Source organism: uncultured Zhongshania sp. (assembly GCF_963975605.1).
Lineage (GTDB): Bacteria > Pseudomonadota > Gammaproteobacteria > Pseudomonadales > Spongiibacteraceae > Spongiibacter > Spongiibacter aquimaris.
This window is the reverse complement of sequence record NZ_CAXBHN010000001.1, coordinates 366,081-390,379: the sequence shown is the minus strand read 5'-3', so window position 1 is coordinate 390,379 and position 24,299 is coordinate 366,081. Positions and strand designations below refer to the sequence as shown.

The window sequence follows — 24,299 nt, the reverse complement described above, 5'->3', positions numbered from 1 at the left end:
TTTTATTAATTGTATGGCTACACCGGCCGATTAGTTCTATCGGCAAATCTCTTGCTATCTCGACACGCCTTATACGCGGTAATCACAGGCGCAAACTCGTCTGCCGTGCTGGCGTGAATAATAATGCCATCGGCGCCGGCGTCGAACTGATCGACAAAACGTTGCGCGCACTGCTCCGGCGACCCGACTGCCGCTGGCAAGCAATACGCCGGTATTAAATCGCGGATATGACGCAACTGTTCAAGCGTCGCTACGCTATCTATACCGCCACTCATACTCGCCACGACGCTATCCGCGCGAAAGGCTTTCAGCAATTCCGGATCCCACTCATTGCTAGCAAATAGTAACTCGCCATAGCCCGGCGCCTGCATATAGGTCGCCATTCGCGCAACAATTTTGCGCAACACCGCTTCGTCATCGTCATTACAAGACGTTGCCAATACACTCCACACCTTCACCGTCGCCGGGTCACGACCAGCGACTTCCGCCCCCCTGCGGACAGCTCGCACACTGCGTTGCAAGGCGTCATCACTTAAAAAGGTATGCAAAATAACACCGTCGAATAAACCGCCCGCCATCTCTAAACTTTTTATACCAAAGCCGACAAACATTAAGGGGATATCTGCACTCATCCCGTCTTTCATATGCAGGTAGGGAAAGTCACCCAATTTACCCTGATGACTAACTCGCTCGCCCCGCCAAAGCTTGTGCATCAGCTCAACAAACTCCTTTAGATGCGCGTTTGTTTGGGGAGTCAGCCCCATTAAATCCCCGCGAATACCGACGCCTCTGGCAATACCCAGGGCAAAACGCCCGTGGGTGAGTTTATGTAGTGTCGTCGCCATTGATGCGGTGACCAAGGGATGGCGGGTATTGATATTGGTGGCGGCAGTGCCGATACAAATCCTGTCTGTAACCGCCCCTGCCGCGCCCGCAAGAGACGCTGCTTCCTTTACATCAAAGCGCTCAGAAATCCACGCCGAACCCAAGCCTAATCGTTCCGCTTGCCGAACTTCACTGATGATGTCGGCGGGGTTGTCAGTATGGCCGGGCAACAGATAGCAGCCCAGTTCGGGAAACTCAGATAGTGGATTTGTCATCGTTTTACCTTTTTAAAACTCCCAAGCAAATTCTAAACCGGCTGCCCGTGGCGCACCCTGGGTTAGCGTCGCCGCGCCTAGCAATGCCGATACCGCGAAGCCACTTTTAAAATACGTCTCATCAGTTAAGTTGTTGACGTAGGCAGTGACATGAAACTCCTCAGAGGGATACCAGCCCAAGCGGAAATTCCATATGGTTTCTTCCTTTATAAACGAGCTTTCATACTCGTCCGACAAATAATCGATACCGGTAAATAATTCACTTCGGTAATAGGCAGATAGTCTCGGGGTAAACATGCCGATAGGCGTCAGCCATTGATAACTTAATGCCAGTGACCAAGTGTGCTCAGGAACCAGTGCAAAGGGCTCGTCACTGCGGTCGACTAATGATTCTCCCTGCCCCGGCGTAACCACGATGCCGTCAAACTCCTGGTATTCGGCATCGGTCCACGAATAGCCGCCCTGAATAAACCAGTCGCCGAGCACCAGGGTCGTTTCCAGTTCCGCACCATTGATAGTCGCTTTACCCGCGTTACTTAAATACAAAAACAGATCAGCGATGCGATCACCCTGCTCGGCAACGCGCACTTGAATATCTTCATAACTCATGGTGTAAACCGCGGCATTTACCCGAAGTCTCGAATCGAGCGCGTCCAGCTTAACCCCTAGCTCATAGTTAACCACTTCCTCAGGATCAAAGGACACCAGCTCGGGGCCTTTTGGCTCAAAACCACCAGCTTTAAAACCTTCTGAGTAAGTAAAATAGCTCATAAAGCTATCGAGCTTCATCGTCGACAACCAGCTATCTGGCGCAATAACAGAAAGGGTTGCTGAGGGCGTAAAGTTTGACCAGTCCGCCTGATCGCTTACCGCATCATCCCTAACTATAAGCGGCAAATCAGGTACGTCATTCCCCAACTGATCAAACTGTGCCACTAGAATCGGGCTATACAAACCGGCCGCATCGATATACAGGGCACCTATTCGTTGACCATATGCCAAGGAATCTACCTCAAACAAGGTCATTACTCGCTCGCGCTCTTCAAATGTATAGCGCGCGCCGAGCGTTAGCTGCAGGTAGTCGGTAAGGCTATAGGTTCCCTGCGCAAACAAGGCAAAGCTGGTATTTTCTAAATCGCTGCGGTTGGAAAACATATTGGCCAAGGGGAAAACAAGGGCATCATCGATTAGGCCACAAATCGGAATCGACAACGATGCGCAAGCGGTACTGGGTCTCACGCCAGCCAAGCCCTTAGGGCCCACAACTTGACTGAAAGCATTGTTTTTAATTTCCTCAACAGAGGCAAATAAACCGGTGGTGTAGGTTAAATCTCCATCGAACGCAGTACCACTTAACTGCAGTTCCTCGCTGAATTGCAGTCGTGTTTCTTCCGGCACGGCTTTGCCATCGGCGCGCAAAGCGCGATTAAGTGAGCTAGTGCCGCTATCAAGAATCGGTATTGACGTCCCGTCCTGATCATCATTGCGGTTTATGCCGTCCTGCCAGCTAAATGCGGTAATATTTTTAAGGCTCATGGTTTCAGAAATAGACCAGTCAAGGGTCAGCGCTGCCATGCGATTTTCCATGGTAATTTCGCTGTGATCCTGATTCACCGACAACTTATTACTGCGACTTAGACGTTCACTTTCTTCACAGGCATCTTGAAATAGCGGCTGCCCTGGATAGCGCAACTGTGCGACATTGGCATCCGGGTTTTGAAATATACAGGTAACCCCGGTACTCAACTCGCTTTGTTTACTCCAGTAACCAAAAACATCGACCGTCAAATCATCGGTGGCCAACCATAAAAATCGAGCAGATAGGGCTAGGCGATCTTCATCGGCGAAATCACCACTGCCATTCACATTATCAAAGTATCCATCTAACCGCCGGCTATTCAGTGCTACCCGCATTGCCGCGCGACCATCGGCCAAGGGGACATTACCGCTTAACTTTAAATCTTTTCTGCCGAAGTTACCTACGTTCACCAACGCTGAGCCCGAGACCTCCTGGGTGTCAGGAGCAATGGTATTCACCAGAATCGCACCGCCAGTATTATTCTTACCAAACAGCGTTCCCTGAGGCCCCCGCAAAACCTGAATACTTTCTGTATCAACGGTATCCAGTAGCTGGCCATCTTGTCTGGCAATATAAATCCCATTGAGATAAACCCCGACGCCGGGATCCAGTACCGACGTTGCCTCGCGCTGACCAACGCCACGAATGAAAATGGCTGGGGTCTTAGAACCGCTTTCACCAAACTGAAGACTGGGAACCGAACCCTGCAAATCTGTGATACTAGCGATACCCGCCTCTCGAAGCGCCTCTGCCCCCATCGCAGTGACTGCCACCGGTGTTTCCTGCAAGCTCTCAACCCGTTTTCGAGCGGTAACAAACACCTCTTCAAGCATTTGCGAGCTGCGTTTCTTCTCAACAGCGACTGGTTCTTGCTGCTGGGCAAAAACCGTCGAAGAGTACATCGCTGTAGACAGCACTGAGTAAACTAACCATTTTCTCAATGGTGTAGAAATTTCAAGATCCATCTAAACACCCCTTATTATTATGTGTGTACTAAAGCGCACCGATCCAATGAGCCACAAAGTCCAACATATAAAATGTCAGCATACTGGCCGCCATACCCGCAGACGCAGTTACCCACAGTGACCACGACTGGCCGCGACGCTCGTCAATTCGGTAATAGATAGGAAAGCTAGCAATAAAGTAAATGGCATAGATTGCTGAACCGTAGGCCAACATCCTCGCCATATCTTGATAGTAGAAACTCTCCGCTAGCATCGGGTTTGCCATGGCACGCGTCTCTGCCCACGCCCACACATACCCTACGGCAAAAACCATTACTGGAAACAAGGCAATTCCGCCGGGAATATTTAAATTTCGCAGTCGCCGCAGCACGATATTCGCAGTAGCGTGATAAGTCATAAAATAGGCGTGTGTATAAAAGTACATAATAAGAGGAACTCTCTGCTCACCACTACCTAGCAGAGCAGAGTCCAAATTCGTACTTGCATTTGGATAGTGGTAGACCATTCCCAACACATCAAAGAAATACTCAGACCCAAAATAGTTTCCGAAAAATCCAAAAACAAAAAGATAGATATTCGCCTTCAGCCAATAGCTCTCGTGCCAGGGCGTCGCTGACTTACGGCTATTCAATAGCGCGGGAATAATCAGTATCGGAAGGGCAACAATCGCCGCGTGAATCAATAAGACTTTATCACCGACAGACTGCGCCCAACCCGTTACCATCATCAGCGCCATCAGCGCCATCCAAACCGGGGTATACATTAGGAAAAACTTTTCTACCCACGCCTTATCCGGATTATCTGAAAACCACATAGCTTCTCATCTCTATTTATCGTTATTTTTATTGCCAACAATCAACGACGGTTTAACGACCGGTCAATGCGATTTTTACCAAGGCAAGCGAGTTTCTGATTTTTTCATAGCGACTGGGTTCTTCACGCAGTTTGCGATGCCCGGGAAGTAAAATACCCTTCGCCTGACGATGAATTTTTTCCTTAACAATGGGCTCCAAAGCACCTGCACCTGCAAGCTGAAAAAAGCAGTCTTTCGCATTGCCGAGGTCAAAAAAGTCTCGCTGCCACGCCCACTGATAATTGCCGCCGTATTCAAACCAGGAACCGCCGATGCCGGCAATTTCATAGAAGCTGCCATCTTTTCTTTTATAGGGTGCTACCTGCTTCCAGAAACCGATAACCGTACCGCGTTTCTCATCAATAATGATGTCGTGATAGGGGTACTCCCACTCTTCAAACCCTTTCATTTGATAGCCCAACGCCAAGTCACATATCTCTTGACGGCCGTTGGCAACAAACTCCTCGTTAGGGCCAATATTCCAGCCATAGACAGCGTTTTCGGCATACATCGGAGCTAGATGTTTAGTCCAGTCGCCGTCCTTTTCACAATCGACATTGGCCTGTAACCAACGGGTGACCATTTCCTCCAACTCTTCCCGAGGATAAGATTTATTAGGTGGAACTATCGATGCAACACGCTTATCTGCCATTTTAAACTCCTGCTATTTATTATTAACTTTATTGGAATTCCAGGTACTCGCTCAGCGCTGAGCGGGTATATGATTATTGTCTGCGAGCCAGACTAAAGCGTCGGCAAGCGTCTCCGATGTGGGCCGAAATTTAAACCCGTACTCTTTAATTAAGCGGCGGGAATCCGCTGGCACTAATGAGGTAACTAGTCGCGCCGACTCACTGCTCAGTGGGAATTGGATAGGAATAAGTTTTCTCAACACGTCCATTAAGGCGCCGCTCCAGCGCAAAATAACAGCGGGGATAGGCAGGCGGCGAAGTGGGCGCGCCAGCTGTAGAGACATCGCTGTCGCCAGCTCTGCCCATGTTATGAAATGGCCACCTACCACATAGCGTCGGTTACAGTAGTTCCCTCGCGGCACATCTTCCAATAGCTGTACGTGCGCCTTGGCAAGATCTCTGGCATCTACAATTTGCATGCCGGACGTCGTAATCGGTATAAAGCGATTGACGAAAATACTGAGTGCGCCGTTGCTTTCCGACAAGCGTGGGTCGTCGGGCCCGACTACCATTGCCGGATAGCTGATTGTCACCGGCGCTCCCTCGGTTTGCAGAGCCCGCACCTTTTGTTCGCAGGCGATTTTTGCCCCGCTATAAGATTCACCCACTACCGCCAGTGACCCGTCTTCCCTGAGGCTCTTTGCCTGCGGATGCATGAAGATGGCGACGCTAGAGACATAGAGTATTTTCTGTAAACCCATTCGTACCGCGGCAGTAATGACTGAGTCCACCCCCGCCAAATTAGCCGCCATGGTCTCTTTACCTTGACGGGTGTCTAAATTCACCACCGCGGCAGCGTGAACGACGGCATCGCAACCCGCTATGCCCTTTGCGACCGCCTCGCGGTCGCGCATATCCGCAACACAGCAATCGTCAATCTGATGGCCCCGCTCTGCAAACCACGCCTGCGCTAAGCCTTGATCCCTTACCAGGAGCCGCAGTTGATGACCAGCCTCAAGTAAGGCAAGTCCGGTATGTGCACCTACTAATCCGGTAGCGCCGGTTAGAAATACCTTCACGTATTTACTCCGTCTCTAAACGCAATGCTTGATTAGGACAAAACTCTACTGCTTTTGCGACGTGCTGTTTTTCTTCATCACTGACATCAGTTTTAATAATATTTAAAATCCCGTTGCCGTCGATTTTAAAATGGTCAGGCGCTTCACCCACACACATGGCGTGACCTTGACATAAACCCATATCAACTTTGACTTTTAAAGACGGCGCTTTCGCCTGGTGAGCTGGGCAGGTTCCGGCTGCAGATGACGCCGCTGAATTGCCGAACTCTGAAGCAAAGCTCGCTGTATCGCGACGGCGATATTTTACGCGGCAAGGTGATTTCGGTTGCACGATCATTTCCGCGTAATCATCGACATAGCTTGCCGGTGAATCGACCAACTCAAATTCATAGCGGCGCAATAGCACGGCAAATATGGCTTTAATCTGAAACATGGCAAAGGCATTGCCAGAGCATTTATGCTTACCGCCACCAAAGGGTTGATACGCCATTAAGCGTTTGTCTTCTGCACGCCCCGCCGTAAACCGATCGGGATCAAACACCTCAGGATTAGCAAATAGACTAGACATTCGATGGGTTACCGGTGGTGACGTCCACACCATATCCCCTGCTTTAATGGTGTAGTCTCTAAAATGCAAATCCTCAGACACCTTGCGCATCAGAATAATTAACGGTGGGTGAAGGCGAAGCACCTCTTTCAAGGTATTTTCCAGATGAGGTACTTCCCGTAAATTTTGGAAAGTCACTTCACCGCTTGCGCCAAGCAAACCATCAAGTTCAGATTTTACGTTGCGACATATCGCGGGGTTTTTAAGTAACTCGAGCAGTACCCAAGCGGCGGTACCAGAGCTAGTGTGGTGACCAGCGAAAATAGCACCAACCAGCAAACCCGTTATTTCATTGTCATCGAGCGCGGTGCCATCTTCATACCGCATATCAATCAAGGTTTGAAACATATCCGATGGCTTCTCGGCCTGAGATTCCCGGCGCTTTACAATACTCCCCACCAACTCCTGCAGACGCACTCGCGCGCGATCACGCTTGCGAAAACGTGCCAGGGGCAAATTGGGGAAATGATAGGCAACGGGGTGCACGCCCTGCTCTAGGTCGTGGTAAATTTCAGCAAACTCTTCGCTTAATTCGTAGCGGAATTCTTTTCCCAACAAGCAGTGACTGGCGGTATTGATCGTCAAGCGCTTCATGAAATCAACAAGCTCGACTTCGCCGCTCTCCCCCCAGCTCTCAATTGCACTCTCAACCTCGCCGACGATTTTATGCGAGTGATCGCGCATCGCTTCCATCCGCAAGGACGGCATCAACATTTTGAGCTGCTCATTTTTACGATCATTGGGCGCGTCAAATACCAAACCCTCGCCAAAGATTGGCGTCATGAGTTTATAGGCGGCAGATTGATCCATTTGTTCATCAGAAGAGCGGTAAAATAATGTACTGGCTTCCTCGCCGGTTAGCAGAACAATGCGCTGACCCAGCATTTGAAAACTGACAATATCCCCATGGTCATCAGACAATTTTTTTACAAACTGATAGGGGTTGCGCGCGAAACCCAACATTTGCCCCAAAACCGGTAGTCCGCCTTTGGCCTTAGGTGGCTCTTGCCCTTGCGGGCTGGTCACTGCAGAAGTCGCCGCCATCTTTTGCTCCTCATTACTGCGATTGCAGTTCTTGCATTATTTTAATTTAAGGATCAGTTAGTCGCGGAATTTTATATCTATTCCACGCTGCATCATTAATTTACATTATTACAACTTGCATCAAAGTGTAAAGTTAAAACATCATCCATTTGAATTAATATCACTTTGACGGTCGCTGGCCACCGCAAAGAACCTCTGTAACCCGCTCGGTATCCATATACTCTTTAAGGCAAAGCACCTTGCCGTCTTTAAACTCAAACAGGAAGTGGTACAAATTTTGATACACCACCCCAGATATATGCTCACCTTCGCTCTCCGCTTCCACCGCCACCCGATCGCCATCGGCGGTAACACCCCGCACAAAAAATGCCAAACCATTTGGAAACGCGTCGAACACAAAATGTGCCGTTGCCTCTATCTGTTCACGCGTGTAGCGACCAGATATTAATGTGGTGCCAGATGTCCACAGACTTGCCTCTGGGTGATAAAGCGCTATAAAACCGTCCACGTCGCCGGCAGACAGCAGCGTGATAAACTGAATCGCCGTCGCTCTGTTTTGCTCGGTCTTCTCTTGCAACAAGCCCATAACTAAACCTCAGCACCCTTGGTATCGGCTTGTTTTAACTTAGCCATCAAGCCCATTAGCGCCAAACGCATCTTCGACGCGCGAGGATAGCCAACATACTGGGTGAGAAATAACACTGCCTCTTCCAGCTCAAGCTCACTCAGTTCGCCGCGCTTAAAAGCAGACTCCGCCTGAATAGTGAAAGTAAAATCTTCGCCTTGGGCCGCAATTGCACCGAGCAATAATAGGCGCCGATCTCGAATACTTAAGGTCGCGTTAGCCCACAAATCACCGAATAGGGAGCTGAGCATATAGTCAAAAAAGCGATCTTGCCCCTCCGCGGGTGGCTCAGGTAATTGATTGCAATACACCTCGTGGTATTTTGCGATGCCCTGCTCTCGCTTGGTATTACTCATACACTTCTCCCGCGCTAGACGCGCATAAATTGGCCGCCATCGACATTCATAATATGACCGGTAATCCAAGATGCCTGATCCGACAGCAGGAATAACGCCGCGTCGGCCATATCCTCTGGTGTACCCAAGCGGCTCAAGGGCATTTGCTTCACTAGTTCATCCGCGTAATCGCCAGCGGTATTGCGCAGTGCTTCCGTTTCCGTCGGACCGGGTGCGATGGCATTGATGCGAATTTTTCGCCAACCCAATTCGCGGGCAAGCGAGCCGGTTAAACCATTGAGTGCCAATTTGGCCACCCCGTAAAACCCAATATTCATCCACGCCGCGGTGGACGATTGATTCACAATGGCGCTTCCCTTGGGCATGTGTGGCACGCAAGCTCGGGCCATCATTAAGCTACCGTGGACATTTACCCGCATGAATTTTTCAAGGTAGTCCATCTCAACATTTAAATACCCTTCAATTTTCATATTGCCGAAGATCGCCGCATTATTAATGAGGTAGTCGATACGTCCGAATCGCGCTACGGTTTGTGCGGCGCAGTCCAAACACGATTGCTCGTCCCCCACATCGGTCTGCACAAAGGCAACTTCGGCGCCGGTCTCGGCAATTTGTGTCGCCACCCTTTGCCCCTGCTCCACATTGAGTTCGGCAATAACAATCTTCATCCCTTCCGCTGCGCAGCGCTTTGCATAGCACTCGCCAATGCCCTGCCCCGCGCCGGTGATCACCACCACCTTGTCTTTAAATGTCATACATCCCCCACGCCGTTATTATTTTAGTTACGAGCTAATCCTGACTCATTGGCAAACGAATGCGCAAACCCGCCAAAGCGTCCGTAACAGGAATTTGGCAGGAAAGACGACTCTCCGGCCGCCGATCTGCGAGGCCATCTAGCATGGCATCTTCGCCTTCACTAATATTCGCAAGTCGCTGCTGATCTTCTAGATCAATAAAGCAATGGCATGTTGCGCAGGAGCAAATACCACCGCACATGCCTTCAATGCCGGGCACCATATTCAAGCTCGCCCCTTCCATAAGACTCATTTCTTCTTCAACATCGACGCAGTGCTCGCTGCCGTCATGCTCTATATAAGTAATAGCAACCATCTCATACTCTTTAGAATTTAAACTTTTCGACTAATTTATTCGGGCGCACTTCAAGTAAATCTACCGACACGCCCGGCGGCACGCCGAGGCAATAAACCAAGGCATCGGCAACGTGCCCAGGCTCCATGCCACTATCCATCCAGCGACCTTGCCGCTCATTCCAAACATCAACGGCAGTTTTTAGCTTCGCCATATCCCAGTCAGCAACAAACTCAGTCATCGCCGCACCCGGCCGCAATATCGTGACACCAATGCCATACTCCTGAACCTCGCGACGGGTATCTCGACTCAATCGCTCCAGCGCAGCCTTGGTCGCCGCGTACAATGACAGGCCCTGCATTTCATCGTGATGCTCTGCACTGGCTGAACTGATATTGACAATACGGGGGTTATTCGCATTTTTTAAATAGGGAATGGCGGCCCTCGAGCAATACATCGCCGCCGCAATATTGAGCTGCAATTGCGAGGTAATTTCGTCATCGCTGTAGGTTTCAATAGACCCCGGCCGCGCCATCCCGGCATTGTTGACCAGGCCATCCAGGCGACCGAAGTGCGCATGAATTTTCTGCAGTGCCGCGCCGGCCTGTTTGCTATCACTGACATCCGCAGTGGCAATAAAGCCGTTTTCGCTGCCAATGGTGGCCAGCGCTAAATCGAGATTTTCCTGGCCGCGCGCAATTAAGCCCACCACCGCACCAGCGGCGACAATTGCCTGTGCTATCGCGAAGCCATAGCCACTTGATGCACCAGTCACTGCATAAACATGACCCGCGATAGGATGATGGAAATTACTCATACGCGCTTCCTATACCGCAACTGCCACTGTCTTGGTTTCTAAATATTCTTCGAACCCCTCCGGCCCCATCTCACGGCCGTTGCCACTTTGCTTATAGCCACCAAAGGGCGCATCCGGACCGAGAAAATTACCGCCGTTAACCATCATCGTGCCGCTTCTAACTCGGCTGGCAAAATTCATGGCACGCTCCTCACTCGCCGAGTAAACGGCGCCGGACAAACCGTAAATAGAGTCGTTGGCAATGCGCAATGCGTCGGCCTCGGAATCATAGGGGATGATGACCAACACCGGACCGAAGATTTCTTCGCGAGCGATACTCATAGAATTATCAACGTCGCTAAACACCGTCGGCTCGACGAAGAAGCCCCGTTTAAGATGAGCGGGCACTCCGCCGCCCATGAGCAATCTCGCGCCTTCTGCCTTTCCCTGTTCGATATACGCCAGTACCCGCTGACGCTGACGCTCGCTGATTAGCGGCCCCTGCATTTCCGCACTCGTGTCCAGGCTGCCATAAGACAAACCACCTAAATAAGCTGTTACCAGTGCCTCTGCCTCAGCCAAACGCGCACGGGGAATAAGAAGACGGGTTGGAATGGCGCAGCCCTGGCCGCTGTGCGCGCAAACAGCGAATACACCAAACAAGGCACTTTCGAGATCGGCATCGTCCAATACCACCATCGCTGACTTACCACCCAACTCGAGAAACACGCGCTTAACCGTATCTGCGGCATTGCGCATAACGGTTTTGCCAACGGCGGTCGAGCCAGTAAAAGACACCACATCGATACGCGGATCGGTACTCAATATGGCGCCAATTTCCGCAGGGTCTTTGGCTGTCAGCACATTGAACACGCCTGCGGGTAAGCCCGCCTCTTCAGCAATGCGCCCCAATAGCGACGCGGTCCACGGCGTTTCTGGTGCAGCCTTTAATATCACCGTGCAGCCCGCCGCCAGCGCTGGCATACACTTGGCTAAATTAATTTGAATGGGAAAATTCCAGGGGCTAATTGCCGCCACCACACCCGCCGCCTCTTTAAAAACAATACGACGACTTTTTATGCCCATCACTTCATAGTGGCCGATATCGCGCTGCCAAGTGAATTGCTCTAAATAATCCAGCGGCCACGACGCCATCGCAACCGGCCCGTCGCACTGCGGGCCGTTAACAAAAAATTGCGTGGCCCCTGTTTCAGTCGCAACCGCGGCGCGCAGCGCATCTATATGCGAATTTAATCCCTGCACAAAGCGCCGTAATATCTTTGCCCTACCGCGATGATCCCGCGACCACTCCGTCTCGTCGAAGGCGCGGCGTGCAGCCGCAATTGTACGCTCCGCATCGGCGCAACTCGCGTCCGCAGCAACACCGGCTAGCTCTTCGGTAAGAGGGTTGATATTGTCGTAAACGCGACCACCCTCGGCATCACATAATGTTCCGTCTATATAGAGCCGCTGTTCGGCAAAAAATGACATTTGAATTCCTCTATTCGAGTTATTTCTCGATTTTATTCTGGTATTTAGATACTTAACACTTAGCGGTAATCACCTCTAGGAAGGTTTGATGAATTCCCTCGCGCACCTTTTTTGCTACGCTAAACTCCAAACCTAATTGCGCTGCAAGATGCAGGGCATGGTCCAAATCTTTTTCAGCCAAACCCGCAAAGGGGCCAAAGATTGAAAACATTTCTTCTTTTGTACACCCTGAAAACAGACCATCTCGACCGGTGACAAACTGCTTTGCCATCGGCGTAATCACGCCATTGGCCTCACCGACTTCAAATAGTTTTTCAACATCAACACCCGCAGCCTTCACCAATGCAGTCGCTTCACTGATCGCCGTAAAGGCGGTGTAATTCATTAAATTATTCGCCAATTTTAAAACCGTACCCGCCCCCGGCTCACCGGCTGCAACCAGTTTGCTTGCCATGCACGACAGCATTGGCTGCAGACGCTCGCTAAGCTCAGGACTGGCACCGAGCATAATGCAGAGGGTACCCGCCGCCGCACCGCCAGCGCCGCCGGTAATTGGCGCGTCAACAACATGAATATTGTGTTGTTTAGCGTCTGCTGCCCAGCGCACAATATTGTCGCGAGTCACTGTGCTGTGAATCGCAAAAATCGCGTTCGGCCGCCCCAGCTTTAACATGCCATCCCGGCCGTTAGCGCCGTATAAAAGTTGCTCAACATCATCGTCATTGCGAACACAAATACCGATCAACTCACACTGCTTTGCCATATCTTCCGGACTATTTGCAGTCGACGCTCCCAAGGCAGCAAGATCCGCCATAGGCGCAGGCATAACATCAAACACCGTGAGCGCCATATCGTATGTCGCGCATTTTTTAGCTAGGTTTTCCGCCATCGGCTTGCCGATATTGCCCAGTCCAATAAAGCCACAATGCATCATCGCAAGCCCTCAGTAAGTTTGCGTAAAACGAATAGGTAAAGTTGTATAGCCCCGCACATTTGGATTGTGAGTTCGATCTGCACGACCCACGTCTACGTCATAGTGGGGAATGCGTTTAAGCAGTTCTTCAAAGCAGACCCTAACTTCTAAACGCGCTAATGCGGCACCCAGACAGGAGTGAATACCGGCGCCAAAGGCCATGTGATTCCGCTCGCCACGAAACACATCGTAAACGTCGGCATTGTCATAGCGATCTTCGTCGCGGCTGGCGGACACAATACAGAGACCAACGCGATCCCCCTTTTTCAGCTTCTTGCCACGCACCTCAACATCCTGCATTACGGTACGGCCAATCAATTGACTCGAGCCGTCAAAGCGCAGCGTCTCTTCCACGGCATCGCCAATTCGCTCTGGGTGGTCGAGCAGACGCTGACGCTGCTCAGGGTATTGCCAAAGTCGATAAGCCATATTGCCGATTAATTTGGTGGTGGTTTCATTGCCCGCCACCGCAAGTAAAATACCGAAACCAATGACGTCGTCATGGGTCATTTTGCCGTCTTTCTCAGCACGCAAAACGCAGCTAAACATATCATCGGGATCATAGGGTTTATGAGCTAAGGACTTTGCCAGCTCGTCAAAGTAAGCCGCTATTTTGAAGTAGGCTTTTACATTGCGATCGGTCAAGCCGAACTGACCGTCTTCGCGATAAATAAGATCGTCCGCCCACGTCCGCACATCGGCTTGTTCTGATTCTGGCACGTGAATCATGGTGGAAATCACGTCCATCGGCAGAATTGCGCTGAAATCTTTGATCACATCCATCTCACCGCCGGCCAGCATCGGTTCCAGCAAGGCAATCGCCTTCTTGCGGGTATAGTCCTCTAAAGACTTGATACGCTGGGGCACCATTAGGCCAGAAAGCAATTTGCGTATACGGGTATGGTTCGGCGGGTCCATATTAATAAACATGGGATAACCCGCATTGGCACTTTGATCAGCTTCTAGCGCCGGGCCATTGATACTGCTATAGGTTTTAAAATCACGAAACGCCGCGTGGCAATCATCCCATTTAGTAAATAACCAAAAGCCGTGTTCGCTGTTGTAATGCACTGGATCTTCAGCGCGCAAGCGCGCATACGACGGGTATGGATCATCGTGCATTGCATGTGAGTACGGGTCGAACACAGGTGCCGACCGCCCAGTATCTAGGGTCATCGTGTGCCTCATTGTTATTATTGTCTTACCCGCTACGCTGTGATCGGGTGAAATTTAAAGTAACACAGTGTTTTACATTTGGTAAATACATGAATAGTATTTAATATATATCCGTTTAGTATTAACCCCTACGCTAGGCACACGTAATTGACTAAAGAAGACACGTTAATCGCCAGTAATTGGGCGCGCTATCGCAGCAATCCGATTCGCCACTTAGGTGATATTGCGGCCTATACCGAAAAGAGAGTGATGCAGACACTTAGTGATGCTGGCTACCCGCAATTAGCCATGCAATACAGCGCGCCACTCAACCTGCTTTACCAACGACCCATGCGACTCACTGAGCTGGCCGAGCTACTCAATATGAGCAAGCAGCTCTGTCTGCAATCACTGCAGCCCATCAAAAAGGCAGGCTACATTCTCCAGCAGAATGACAGCGAGGACGGTCGCGCCAAACTGATTTCACTCAGCAAACAAGGTAGGGCATTAATCACCGACGCGGGCTTGCAACTCATTGAAATCAATCAAGAGTTTGCACAGCTACTGGGCGAAGCCGCCCTGCAAGACATGAGCGCTAAACTCGCCGCACTGGGTCGCAGCGCTGAACTTGCGACCCTAAAAAACGCCTCGCAAAGTGATATAGAACACACCGCAACAATGATAGTCGGCATGCTCGGTCGCTACCTACACAGTCGCCTAACCGCCAAACTTGCCAACAGCGGCCATCTGGAACTCCAGCTTTCCTACGCACAAGTATTGCTATACGTGGCACTGGATGGCTCGGCTATGAGCGACCTTGCGGAATACAACGGCGTATCGCCGCAGGCCATATCTAGGCTGGTTAAAGAGCTGGAACAGCGAGGCTACGTTCGCCGCGAGAACAGTTCAGTTGACAAGCGAGTTCGCAATGTCTGCTTCACCCCAATGGGCTTAACGCTAATAAATGACTCCGTCGCCGCGATGACTGAAGTAGAGCAAGAAATGACGGCCACGATTGGCAATCGCGCCTTTACTAAATTGACGAAACAGCTGGCACAACTTCACCAAGCACTCGGCCTGAACTCACACAGTGTCGGCCCCTATCAAGACGATTCTGTCAGAGCCATATTAAGCAAAACGCCACGCAACAACCCCCAGGAAAGCATCAGCAAAGTAAGCGTCCTTAAGCATTTCTCCGCGATACTCGCGGGCGAAGGCGGCGATAAGAATATAGATAAATGGATTGATTCACGCCTCACCGCAAAAGAGCAGCAAGAATTTAAAAAGCTGATTCAAAAGTTGCAGATAAATTGAAGTAGTAGCTCAGCACTTAAGACCGTCGCTCACCACCAAGTACGTGACCGCTATCGCGTCATTTTCTTAGCCGAACATGCGCAGATAGGCCACACCAACAGTCACTCTGACTGAAAGCAGCCACAATCGGCACCGCGAACAAATATTTACCACATTACACTTGATGTATATGTGTAAAGTAATATAAACTCAAAATCGTTCACAAGCGCAGCCATAATAAAAGGAATAGTCGTGAGCCAAGAGGTCTTTGATTACATTGTTGTAGGAGGCGGATCAGCTGGCTGCATCGTCGCGTCTCGCTTAGCGAACCACGGTAATTTAAAGGTACTACTTTTAGAGGCCGGGCAAGCTGCAGACCGCAATCCAGAAACCCTCAACGCAGATGGTTTCCGCGATGCCTTTGCCAATGATGCGGTCATCATCGACAGGGCGTCAACGGCGCAGGACAACTGCGGCAACCGCAGCCTTTTTGCCGGCAGTGGCCGCGGTATGGGCGGTAGCGGTGCAGTAAACGGTATGGTCTACACCCGTGGCGACAAACTCGATTTTGCCCAATGGCCCAAGGGCTGGCATTGGCAGGACGTAGAGCCAACATTTATTAAACTAGAAGAGACCTTGCGCCCAAGAAGCCGAGCCGGCAGCCCGTTCACCGAACTATTTATTCATTCTAGCGCCGCTCTTGGGTTTAGCCGAGAACAGGATTTAAACAACGGCAGCATCAATAATAAAATCGGCTACAACGCGATGAATTTTGAGGGCGATAAGCGTCGCAGCTCTTACGTTGCGTTTATACGTGACGAGCCGCCACAGAATCTCACTGTTAAAACCGATGCTCATGTCCATAAGCTCTGCCTACGTCGTGACAACGATAATCGGCATGTCGTCACTAGTGTGCGCTACCGCCACCAAGGTGCAATGCACGAAGCCAGCGTCAAGCGCGAAGTCATCATGTGCGCGGGCGCATTAGAAACGCCAAAACTATTGATGTTGTCAGGGATTGGGCCGCGCAATGAGTTGGAACCAGTCGGCATTACGGTAGACGTAGAGTCAGACGGCGTCGGCCAAAACCTCCACGACCACCCCAACGTTTGCATGTTTTATCGCGCTAAAAATCCCATTGATTTTGGCTACCCGCAGCTTTACGGATTTAACCGCGCCAATCCCCGTACGCAGCTAGCCAGTGGTCAAGCCGATACCTGCTATGTCCTGTTCTCTGCCCCCCTCACTTTACACAAGTCGATGCTGAGAATGGCGCCGGTACTCGCCCTGCCAGGCCGCCTATACAAAATCAAAACCTTGCGCAGTTTGTTGCGCGGGGCGATAAACCTCGCCTTTAAACTAGCGGCTGTTCGCAGCTACGTAGAAAAAATATACGGCATTGTGGTCATCCTGGGTAAGCCAGAATCCCGTGGCAGTATTGGCCTGCTGTCGGCAGACCCCGAGCAACAAGCCAGAATCGATCCCGCTTACTACAGCGAAAGACGCGACATGGACACGCTGCTGGCCGGCGTTGCCACCGCGAAAAAGATTGCCGAACAAGCAGGGATGGCGGCATGGGGCAATAAAGCCATGAGCCTGGGTGGCAAATCAGACGATAAGACACGAGTCAGAAAATGGGCTGAAGCGGCAACAATGACCACCTTCCACTATTGCGGCTCCTGCGCGATGGGCGAGACCGATAAACAGCCCGTCGATTTAGAATTGCGCTTAAAAGGCGTAGCGAACATTCGCGTTGCCGACGCCTCGGCTATTCCCGAAATTCCGGTTTCGGCTATAAACGCGCCAACAATGATGATTGCCTATCGCGCGGCGGACTTCATTCTCGCCGGCCACTCACTTTGAAAAACCAATACGGATAATAATGATGAATACCAGTGTTGTTGAAGTAGATATTGCGAAAACGGAAATGCCCTCACCGGCAATGATCTTGTGCAGCAACCCGGCAAATGGTCACGCGCTGGGACAAGTTGCGGCACTATCTGCAAGTGAAGTAGATGCGGCGGTAGAAAGCGCACACCGCGCGCAGAAAACCTGGGCCAAAAGCAGTTTCAAACAGCGGCGCGCGGTACTACAACATATTCTTGATTACCTGCTGAACAATGCCGACGAGCTTTGCGATTACATCGTGCAAGATTCCGGAAAAACCTACGAAAACGCCCTGCTTGGCGAAATTTTTGCCGCCTGCAATAAACTGAAATGGCTAATTAAAAACGGCGAGCGACATCTCCGTTCGGAGAAAGTCAGCTCCGGATTGTTAATGCATAAGAAAGGCCGAATTGAATACCGGCCATTAGGCGTTGTTGCGTGTATCGTGCCGTGGAACTACCCACTACAAAATATAATAAGCTCCTTGGGCGCTCCCTTAATGGCGGGTAATGCGGTCATCATCAAAGCGTCTGAAATGGTCGCCTGGTCATCGAGTAAATTTCAGGAAATTACCAATCAAGCACTGGAAAAAGAAGGGTTCTCCAGCGATACCGTGCAAATTATCAATGGCTATGGCGACACTGGCGCCGCCCTGGTGAGAAGCAATATTCAAAAAATATTATTTATCGGTTCGGTGGGAAACGGTCGCCGCATTATCGAAGGCAGCGCCAAAAATATCGTGCCGGTAGTAATGGAACTTGGCGGCAAAGACCCGCTTATTGTTTGCGAAGATGCCAACCTGGATAAAGCAGTTCACTCCGCATTAGGTGGCAACTTTATCAATCTGGGGCAGAACTGCATTGCCTCAGAGCGAATCATTGTTCACAACAAAGTGTACAAGGCATTTTTAGAGCAAGTGAGCACAGTCGCCTGTGCACTGCGCCAGGGACCGCCCCAAAAAGGTGGCAATGTTGATGTGGGCGCCATGACCTCTCCACTTCAGGTCGCCATTGTCGACAAGCTCGTGAAAGATGCCATCGCCAAAGGGGCTCGCGTTATTTGCGGAGGCGCTATCAACGAGGACCTCCAAGGCAATTACTATCCACCGACAATCTTGGCCGACGTTAGCCCAGACATGGCCATCAGTTACGAAGAGGTTTTCGGCCCGGTCATGCTAATCATGAGAGTGAGTAGTGATGAAGAAGCGATCGCGCTGGCTAATAGCACAGACTTCGGTTTGCACTCCTCCGTTATTACCAAAAGTCGCCGTCGCGGCGAAAAGATCGCCGATCAACTAGAGGCCGGCGCTACCTGCATCAATGATTTCGGGCTGTGTTACCTAAACCAGGATTTGCCTTTTGGCGGCGTTAAATACTCTGGCTTTGGACGCATGAATGGCCGTGACGGCTTGCGTGCATACACCAATCAAAAGGCCGTTTTAAGCGACCGCTTTCCATTTGAAATTCCGCCCAAACTCTTTCCAGTCGGGGCGAGCGACTACGACGTAGCCTTAGCGTCAACGCGCATGATGTTTTCAAATGGCCTAATTCAGAAACTCAAACATCTGTGCAAACTTATTTCACTTTCTCTTAAAAAGAACGGATAGACCAGGCTAAGCGCCGTGAGATTTTTATGAACACATACTTTTTAATTATGATCGCTGCGGTCTTCGTGACGAACACCGTATTAATCGGCTTTATGACGTGGGCGGTGCAATCAGAACGCTTTGGCAAGTATCGTATCCGCACGCCAGAGCGCAATCGTATTCCTACTGGCAAAAAATACATCAATGTCAGTCTAAATATGCTGCTTTCACTACTGCTGTTTGTCGCTGCGTTTTATTACCTTGGCGACAAGTTGGTCTATGTTGGCTCGACGTCGGTCGCAACCTTGGTCGGCGAAGTGCTGGCATCACTGATGCTATATGACTTCATGTATTATTTTCTTCATCGCGGCATGCACTATCCCAAAGTGATGAAATATGTGCATGGTGTACACCACTACGTGCGCTTCCCAACCTCGGTCGAGAGCACCTACCTGCACCCTTTGGAAAATATCTTGGGTGTATCTCTGCTTTTTATTGCCGTAGTTATATTGGGCCCAATCAGCACCACCGCGTTCGCGATCATGTTTTTCATCTATACCAGTGTCAATATTATTGTGCACTCGAATCTGGTGTTTCCGCACCCCGCCCTACGGCTGCTAAATTTCTGGGCTATAAAACACGACATTCACCACGGCAAACATTTAAACGCGAATTACGCGTCTATTTTCCCATTCTGGGACCAAATGTTCGGCACCGCAAAATAATATAAACAGGGACATGTTATGACAACGAAACGAAATATTGTGGTAACGGGTGGCTGCGGGTTTATTGGCCGCAACTTGGTCAACGGCTTTGCAGACGCGGGACACAAGGTCACTGTCCTCGATTTTGGTGGAAGCGCCTTTCGCGATGACGTGAGGTTTATCAACATCAATATTTGCGACAAAGCAGCGCTTATCGACGCCTGCCAAGGTGCGGATACTATTGTTCACAACGCCTCAATTGTGCACACCAAGCACAACCAAGAGGCCGCTGTATGGGCAGTGAACTATGACGGCACATTGAACATTATGGAAGCCTGTGTCGCGAACAAGATTCCGCGCCTGGTTTATATAAGCTCGGCCAGTGCAGTCTACGAAGGCAAGGACATAGAATACGGTGACGAAACCTTACCCTACTCGTCGATATCGCAGGCGCCCTATGCCGACAGTAAAATCAAGGCTGAAAAAGCCGTGTTGGCATTTAGTGGCACTACCCTCACCCAAGTCTGCGCTATTCGCCCCCACGTCGTATTTGGCGAGGGTGACAACCGTTTTTTACCCGCCATACTCGAAAAAATAGCCAACGGCAGTTTGACCCGCGCCGTGGGTAATCGCGACAAGCTATCCGACTTTACCTATATAAGTAATATGGTGGACGCGGTTTTGGCGGCGGAAGAAAATCTCGTGGCCGGCTCACCGGTCTGCGGGCAGGCCTACTTCGTTACCAATGGCGAGCCAATGGCCTTCTTTGATTTTGTCGAAAAAATTGCCGTTGAACTAGGTCACCCACCCATCACCAAAAAGGTGCCTTTCTGGCTGGCTTACACGGCCGCGGCGATCATGGAAGGACTTGATACGTTAAAAGGGGGCACGCTAAATAGTGAAAACGGCATGACCCGTTTCGCCATCCGCTATATGGTCACCCACCATTATTACAGTATTGAAAAGGCCTATCGCGATTTCGGCTGGAAGCCCAAAGTCAATCTGGAGCAAGGAATTAAGCTTACCGTCGGCGCACACCATAAAAACGGTGGCGCCCTGGACACAGCGCAAAAATTGCCGGCGTAGCTGCCGGTAATGACCACCCTACAATCCGCAACCCGGCAACATTCTGCGCTCAAGGAAACCCTTCAGCGCCCCCCTATCGCGGGGAATGGCGCTGCGTGTCATTAATAATGACAGCAGCATTCTGGTGGCGAATTCGGTTAACTCGACAAGCTCAGCCTCACTCAAGCCACTATCTTTCAATATCTCTTTGAACAAACTGAGCCGCACTTGCTGACTAAATTCATTGGTCAGTGCACCCTCGTTCACGAATACCGACAGATCTGAGCCGGTGAGCAAAGTGAGCGAATGTTCATTGGGCAGGGTTTCAACACAGAAAAGCACCGCTTCCAAAAGACGTGAGCGGGGTGTTTTAAACTTTCTAAAATGCGTATAAAGTCGCTCGGCAAAATCATAGGTCGACTGCACGAGCGCCGTGCTCAATATATCTTGTCGATTGGGGAAGTAATTATATACCGTTGGCCGCGTCACACCGGCTTCTTTGGCAATATCGTTTAAACTGGTCTTTTCTACTCCCCAGCGTTTAACACAACTGGTAGCGGCGTCTATAATGCGCTGCTGGGTTTCATTGAAGACGGGTTTTGTTCCGAAAATATCCATAAATAGGTAAGTGGCTTTCCTGTTTACAATCTTATAAAGAGTGTTTTTTCGTAAAGCCTAATTTTAGTGGCTAGGAATAAGAAAAGCTATCTTTGACAACAAAGTTAACGGCACTCAATGTCTGGAAGCCGCGCACTAAATTGGTGGCGATTACGCCGTGGAATTTGACGACATTACAAACTCGTGGCATTAGTCGCACTGCAACAGGGAGACGACATTCAATTAAGATTTGGTGTATCCGATCCTGAATCCATTAGGCACGAAGCCAACACTACGTCGTGTTTTTCATGCACTCAACGGGCCGCTCCAGGCCCCACAGTATCGCCCTCTTTAAGTGATCCAAGCACACCACACACTACTAACGACGAGACTAAAACTGATCGTCATAAGACATCATACGCGCAAAGACCTCACTAGAACCGTCCTTCTTCACAAGCACAACATTGTATGGCGTGAACTGGCTACCCATCTCCATACCAGGACTACCTGCAGGCATGCCGGGCACGGCTAATCCCGCAGAGTCGGCCGGTGGGTTTGCTAAAAATCGCGCCATCACACTAGCGGGTACGTGACCTTCAAAGAAGTAGCCCTCGGCGCTAACCCCGGTATGACACGAACTTAAATTTGGTGGAATACCCAATGCGGCCTTAGTCTCATTCAAATTAGAGGGATGCTGAACCGTCGCAGTAAAGCTATTTTCTTCAATGTGCTCAACCCACTTTCCACAGCAGCCGCAGGAGGGACTTTTAAACACGTCTAGTGCGGTTGCTCCCGGCGATCCCGTTTCAGAAAAAGCAACGTTAGCACTTAGCAATAAACAGAGAACGAAAATTCTATTAAATATATTCATCAAGACACCCTTAAATCTTATCAACGAGCTCAATTTTAAAAGTCTGATTCTAATACACTCATTTCTACACGTAATACTTCCGCACATCTATGACACATAACGAAAGCCGAACTACCTCCGCTGATGATAGCAAACCTTGGCTCAGCGGCCTTCTCTTTTACTATTGCCAATCAAAAATCACTACCGAACAATTACTCAGCTTATTCGCACAAACTAATAAAATACTGTTATTCGTCGAATTAAAGGTGTTTTCTCAACGACTGCGCCACCCATAAAGTCTACTAAGGTTTGGCTATTTCGATTGATATCCTATCCCGTCCATAAAGGTAAGGTAGTGTTTAACAACTCCGGTTGAATCTTCTACCTGAGGATAATGCCCAATTTCCGCCAATACACCGAGGTAGTCCAGCCGGCAGTTGAGCTCTTGATAGCGCGCGACCATATGAGCACCTGACACAGGATCAAGGGAGCCATTAATTAGTGCCAGGGGAATAGCAGATTGTTGTAAGACCTTTACCCAACGCTCGCGATGCAGTTTACGATCTCGCATATAGGTAATTAAATTATGAAAAATATGTTTGCCGTCTTTCTCATTAATTATCTGCCAAAACAACGCCAACTCCTCCGCCGTCGGCTTAGTATGCGGGCCAAAAACCGAGCTAAAGTTAGCGCTGAACCGCTTAAATCCGGCTAATTTATTCACCAGCGGCCCCAACGGGCTTAGCAGTAATTTCTGCGTTAATAAGGCGTGATGGGTTTCTGGAAATAGACCGCCGTTTAGAAAGCAACACGACAGCCATCGGCCTATTCCCGCGCCACTCTGCTGCCTAGCCAAAAGTTCCTGTGCGACCGTGTCGCCGTAATCGTGAGCCAACACGTGAAAGCTGTCTAAGGATTTAGCCGCTATAAGCGCCTCGACAATGTCGGCCTGACCGTGAATCGAGTAACTACTCACATTGGGCTTATCAGAGAAACCAAAACCCAGCATGTCGAGAGCGACTAAGCGAAAATGGGTCTTTAGCTCATCCCAAACGCCTGACCAATCCCAGCTTGAGGTTGGAAAGCCGTGAATCAGCAACAACACCGGTAATTGACTATCGCCCTCGTCTTTTACAAATATTTGATGGCCAGATATCTCCAAGTACTCTCCACTTGCCTTCCACGCGGCAAGATCGTTTTGCAAGTTACCCGCATTTTCAAAACTCATCTCGACTCCAGACTTAGACGACGGCTGATAAACCAGAACTGTGCGCTTTTCAATTAAAGCCGAACTTGACGTCTAGTTCAAGTTTTGACTATATTGCCAACAACACTTACTCAAACAACACCAACAAAATTCAATATTAGAGCGCCACAATGAAAGCAATTCCTACCCAAGCTAGGGCCAAGCAAAAACGCAGCGCTTTAATTAGCGCAGCGAAAGTGTGCTTTGTTGAGCAGGGTTATGACAACACCACGGCAAAGACAATCGCGAGTAGAGCCGGCGTTGCAACCGGCACCTTTTATCAATATTTCGAAAACAAAGAAGACATTTTGTGCGTTATCGCGCAACAGCGCATCGAAGATCTTTATCAACAAGTACCATCGACAACCGAATTCATATCGATAAGTGAACAAGCTAATACCACCAAAGATATATTCCACTATGTGCTCAAGCTGATTTATGCCTTCCACGAAGCGGAACCAGAATTGCACCAAGTATTAGAACATCGCAAGACCCTGGATCCGCAACTCGCAGAAATTTTGAAGCAAGGTGAAATTCTATTGGACGAGCGCGTATTACATTTCGTGCGCAGCTTTAATATTGAAAATGCCGAGGCCGTTGCATTTAACTTATTCGCGATGGCCGAAGGATTGGTACACCGCCATGTATTCGGAAAACCAGACCAATCAAAGGAAACGACGCTGGAGCTGGGCGCAAGCATGCTAGCCAGTTATTTCGAGCACTTATAA

Annotated in this window: 23 protein-coding genes; 6 read left to right on the top strand and 17 right to left on the bottom strand. The window is 50.0% G+C overall.

Going from position 1 to position 24,299, the window contains the following annotated elements; genetic code table 11:
* Positions 1–17: 17 nt before the first annotated feature.
* The 14 genes from AAC007_RS01670 to AAC007_RS01605 form a co-directional block, all read right to left on the bottom strand.
* Positions 18–1,100, bottom strand: coding sequence for a TIGR03857 family LLM class F420-dependent oxidoreductase (locus tag AAC007_RS01670; RefSeq protein WP_339674347.1), 1,083 nt, complete (start codon positions 1,098–1,100; stop codon positions 18–20).
* Positions 1,101–1,112: 12 nt separating this feature from the next.
* Entirely contained in the window at positions 1,113–3,644 is a 2,532-nt protein-coding gene (locus AAC007_RS01665) for a TonB-dependent receptor (RefSeq protein ID WP_339674345.1), read from the bottom strand.
* Positions 3,645–3,672: 28 nt separating this feature from the next.
* On the bottom strand, positions 3,673–4,458 hold the full coding sequence (locus AAC007_RS01660) for a hypothetical protein (protein ID WP_295877954.1): 786 nt from the start codon (positions 4,456–4,458) through the stop codon (positions 3,673–3,675).
* Between the two features lie 52 nt (positions 4,459–4,510).
* Positions 4,511–5,149 carry a hypothetical protein gene (locus AAC007_RS01655; RefSeq protein WP_295877953.1) on the bottom strand — a complete coding sequence of 213 codons (639 nt, stop codon included), beginning with the start codon at positions 5,147–5,149 and terminating at the stop codon, positions 4,511–4,513.
* 51 nt (positions 5,150–5,200) lie between these two features.
* The gene (locus AAC007_RS01650) at positions 5,201–6,208 is read right to left on the bottom strand and encodes an NAD-dependent epimerase/dehydratase family protein (RefSeq protein WP_339674341.1); all 1,008 of its coding nucleotides are present in this window, start codon (positions 6,206–6,208) and stop codon (positions 5,201–5,203) included.
* Between the two features lie 4 nt (positions 6,209–6,212).
* The gene (locus tag AAC007_RS01645) at positions 6,213–7,859 is read right to left on the bottom strand and encodes a cytochrome P450 (RefSeq protein ID WP_339674338.1); all 1,647 of its coding nucleotides are present in this window, start codon (positions 7,857–7,859) and stop codon (positions 6,213–6,215) included.
* Between the two features lie 160 nt (positions 7,860–8,019).
* Entirely contained in the window at positions 8,020–8,445 is a 426-nt protein-coding gene (locus AAC007_RS01640) for a nuclear transport factor 2 family protein (RefSeq protein WP_295877465.1), read from the bottom strand.
* A gap of 2 nt (positions 8,446–8,447) precedes the next feature.
* A complete protein-coding gene (locus AAC007_RS01635) occupies positions 8,448–8,840 on the bottom strand; it encodes a carboxymuconolactone decarboxylase family protein (protein ID WP_339674335.1) in 393 nt (130 codons plus the stop codon).
* Between the two features lie 14 nt (positions 8,841–8,854).
* Positions 8,855–9,595 carry an SDR family oxidoreductase gene (locus tag AAC007_RS01630; RefSeq protein ID WP_339674332.1) on the bottom strand — a complete coding sequence of 247 codons (741 nt, stop codon included), beginning with the start codon at positions 9,593–9,595 and terminating at the stop codon, positions 8,855–8,857.
* A 34-nt stretch (positions 9,596–9,629) separates the two neighbouring features.
* Complete coding sequence (locus AAC007_RS01625; protein WP_339674329.1) at positions 9,630–9,950, bottom strand: 2Fe-2S iron-sulfur cluster-binding protein; 321 nt, start codon at positions 9,948–9,950, stop codon at positions 9,630–9,632.
* 10 nt (positions 9,951–9,960) lie between these two features.
* Positions 9,961–10,746 carry an SDR family oxidoreductase gene (locus AAC007_RS01620; protein ID WP_339674327.1) on the bottom strand — a complete coding sequence of 262 codons (786 nt, stop codon included), beginning with the start codon at positions 10,744–10,746 and terminating at the stop codon, positions 9,961–9,963.
* Between the two features lie 9 nt (positions 10,747–10,755).
* Positions 10,756–12,216 carry an aldehyde dehydrogenase family protein gene (locus AAC007_RS01615; protein ID WP_339674325.1) on the bottom strand — a complete coding sequence of 487 codons (1,461 nt, stop codon included), beginning with the start codon at positions 12,214–12,216 and terminating at the stop codon, positions 10,756–10,758.
* 52 nt (positions 12,217–12,268) lie between these two features.
* A complete protein-coding gene (locus AAC007_RS01610; RefSeq protein ID WP_339674323.1) occupies positions 12,269–13,150 on the bottom strand; it encodes an NAD(P)-dependent oxidoreductase in 882 nt (293 codons plus the stop codon).
* Between the two features lie 9 nt (positions 13,151–13,159).
* Positions 13,160–14,365 (bottom strand): cytochrome P450, encoded by a 1,206-nt coding sequence (locus AAC007_RS01605; RefSeq protein ID WP_339674321.1) that lies wholly within the window; start codon positions 14,363–14,365, stop codon positions 13,160–13,162.
* Between the two features lie 147 nt (positions 14,366–14,512).
* On the opposite strand from AAC007_RS01605, the gene AAC007_RS01600 reads away from it, so the two are divergent.
* The 5 genes from AAC007_RS01600 (at position 14,513) to AAC007_RS01580 (ending at position 20,899) form a co-directional block, all read left to right on the top strand.
* Positions 14,513–15,658, top strand: coding sequence for a MarR family transcriptional regulator (locus AAC007_RS01600; RefSeq protein WP_339674320.1), 1,146 nt, complete (start codon positions 14,513–14,515; stop codon positions 15,656–15,658).
* A 231-nt stretch (positions 15,659–15,889) separates the two neighbouring features.
* On the top strand, positions 15,890–17,500 hold the full coding sequence (locus tag AAC007_RS01595; protein ID WP_339674318.1) for a GMC family oxidoreductase: 1,611 nt from the start codon (positions 15,890–15,892) through the stop codon (positions 17,498–17,500).
* 19 nt (positions 17,501–17,519) lie between these two features.
* On the top strand, positions 17,520–19,130 hold the full coding sequence (locus AAC007_RS01590) for an aldehyde dehydrogenase family protein (protein WP_339674316.1): 1,611 nt from the start codon (positions 17,520–17,522) through the stop codon (positions 19,128–19,130).
* Between the two features lie 26 nt (positions 19,131–19,156).
* Positions 19,157–19,834 (top strand): sterol desaturase family protein, encoded by a 678-nt coding sequence (locus AAC007_RS01585; RefSeq protein ID WP_339674314.1) that lies wholly within the window; start codon positions 19,157–19,159, stop codon positions 19,832–19,834.
* An 18-nt stretch (positions 19,835–19,852) separates the two neighbouring features.
* On the top strand, positions 19,853–20,899 hold the full coding sequence (locus AAC007_RS01580) for an NAD-dependent epimerase/dehydratase family protein (RefSeq protein WP_295877426.1): 1,047 nt from the start codon (positions 19,853–19,855) through the stop codon (positions 20,897–20,899).
* Positions 20,900–20,917: 18 nt separating this feature from the next.
* Here AAC007_RS01580 and AAC007_RS01575 read toward each other — a convergent pair whose 3' ends face one another.
* The 3 genes from AAC007_RS01575 to AAC007_RS01565 form a co-directional block, all read right to left on the bottom strand.
* Positions 20,918–21,496 carry a TetR/AcrR family transcriptional regulator gene (locus tag AAC007_RS01575; protein WP_339674310.1) on the bottom strand — a complete coding sequence of 193 codons (579 nt, stop codon included), beginning with the start codon at positions 21,494–21,496 and terminating at the stop codon, positions 20,918–20,920.
* A gap of 370 nt (positions 21,497–21,866) precedes the next feature.
* On the bottom strand, positions 21,867–22,346 hold the full coding sequence (locus AAC007_RS01570; protein WP_339674308.1) for a DUF411 domain-containing protein: 480 nt from the start codon (positions 22,344–22,346) through the stop codon (positions 21,867–21,869).
* Between the two features lie 292 nt (positions 22,347–22,638).
* A complete protein-coding gene (locus AAC007_RS01565; protein WP_339674305.1) occupies positions 22,639–23,553 on the bottom strand; it encodes an alpha/beta hydrolase in 915 nt (304 codons plus the stop codon).
* A gap of 149 nt (positions 23,554–23,702) precedes the next feature.
* Here AAC007_RS01565 and AAC007_RS01560 point away from each other — a divergent pair, with 149 nt between their 5' ends.
* Positions 23,703–24,299 (top strand): TetR/AcrR family transcriptional regulator, encoded by a 597-nt coding sequence (locus tag AAC007_RS01560; protein WP_339674304.1) that lies wholly within the window; start codon positions 23,703–23,705, stop codon positions 24,297–24,299.

Coding starts and splice junctions, on each gene's coding strand:
- AAC007_RS01665 (WP_339674345.1), bottom strand. CDS start 3,644: ATGGATCTTGAAATTTCTACACCATTGAGAAAATGGTTAGTTTACTCA.
- AAC007_RS01640 (WP_295877465.1), bottom strand. CDS start 8,445: ATGGGCTTGTTGCAAGAGAAGACCGAGCAAAACAGAGCGACGGCGATT.
- AAC007_RS01620 (WP_339674327.1), bottom strand. CDS start 10,746: ATGAGTAATTTCCATCATCCTATCGCGGGTCATGTTTATGCAGTGACT.
- AAC007_RS01670 (WP_339674347.1), bottom strand. CDS start 1,100: ATGACAAATCCACTATCTGAGTTTCCCGAACTGGGCTGCTATCTGTTG.
- AAC007_RS01635 (WP_339674335.1), bottom strand. CDS start 8,840: ATGAGTAATACCAAGCGAGAGCAGGGCATCGCAAAATACCACGAGGTG.
- AAC007_RS01625 (WP_339674329.1), bottom strand. CDS start 9,950: ATGGTTGCTATTACTTATATAGAGCATGACGGCAGCGAGCACTGCGTC.
- AAC007_RS01605 (WP_339674321.1), bottom strand. CDS start 14,365: ATGACCCTAGATACTGGGCGGTCGGCACCTGTGTTCGACCCGTACTCA.
- AAC007_RS01565 (WP_339674305.1), bottom strand. CDS start 23,553: ATGAGTTTTGAAAATGCGGGTAACTTGCAAAACGATCTTGCCGCGTGG.
- AAC007_RS01615 (WP_339674325.1), bottom strand. CDS start 12,216: ATGTCATTTTTTGCCGAACAGCGGCTCTATATAGACGGAACATTATGT.
- AAC007_RS01585 (WP_339674314.1), top strand. CDS start 19,157: ATGAACACATACTTTTTAATTATGATCGCTGCGGTCTTCGTGACGAAC.
- AAC007_RS01560 (WP_339674304.1), top strand. CDS start 23,703: ATGAAAGCAATTCCTACCCAAGCTAGGGCCAAGCAAAAACGCAGCGCT.
- AAC007_RS01580 (WP_295877426.1), top strand. CDS start 19,853: ATGACAACGAAACGAAATATTGTGGTAACGGGTGGCTGCGGGTTTATT.
- AAC007_RS01610 (WP_339674323.1), bottom strand. CDS start 13,150: ATGATGCATTGTGGCTTTATTGGACTGGGCAATATCGGCAAGCCGATG.
- AAC007_RS01575 (WP_339674310.1), bottom strand. CDS start 21,496: ATGGATATTTTCGGAACAAAACCCGTCTTCAATGAAACCCAGCAGCGC.
- AAC007_RS01645 (WP_339674338.1), bottom strand. CDS start 7,859: ATGGCGGCGACTTCTGCAGTGACCAGCCCGCAAGGGCAAGAGCCACCT.
- AAC007_RS01570 (WP_339674308.1), bottom strand. CDS start 22,346: ATGAATATATTTAATAGAATTTTCGTTCTCTGTTTATTGCTAAGTGCT.
- AAC007_RS01655 (WP_295877953.1), bottom strand. CDS start 5,149: ATGGCAGATAAGCGTGTTGCATCGATAGTTCCACCTAATAAATCTTAT.
- AAC007_RS01590 (WP_339674316.1), top strand. CDS start 17,520: ATGATGAATACCAGTGTTGTTGAAGTAGATATTGCGAAAACGGAAATG.
- AAC007_RS01630 (WP_339674332.1), bottom strand. CDS start 9,595: ATGACATTTAAAGACAAGGTGGTGGTGATCACCGGCGCGGGGCAGGGC.
- AAC007_RS01660 (WP_295877954.1), bottom strand. CDS start 4,458: ATGTGGTTTTCAGATAATCCGGATAAGGCGTGGGTAGAAAAGTTTTTC.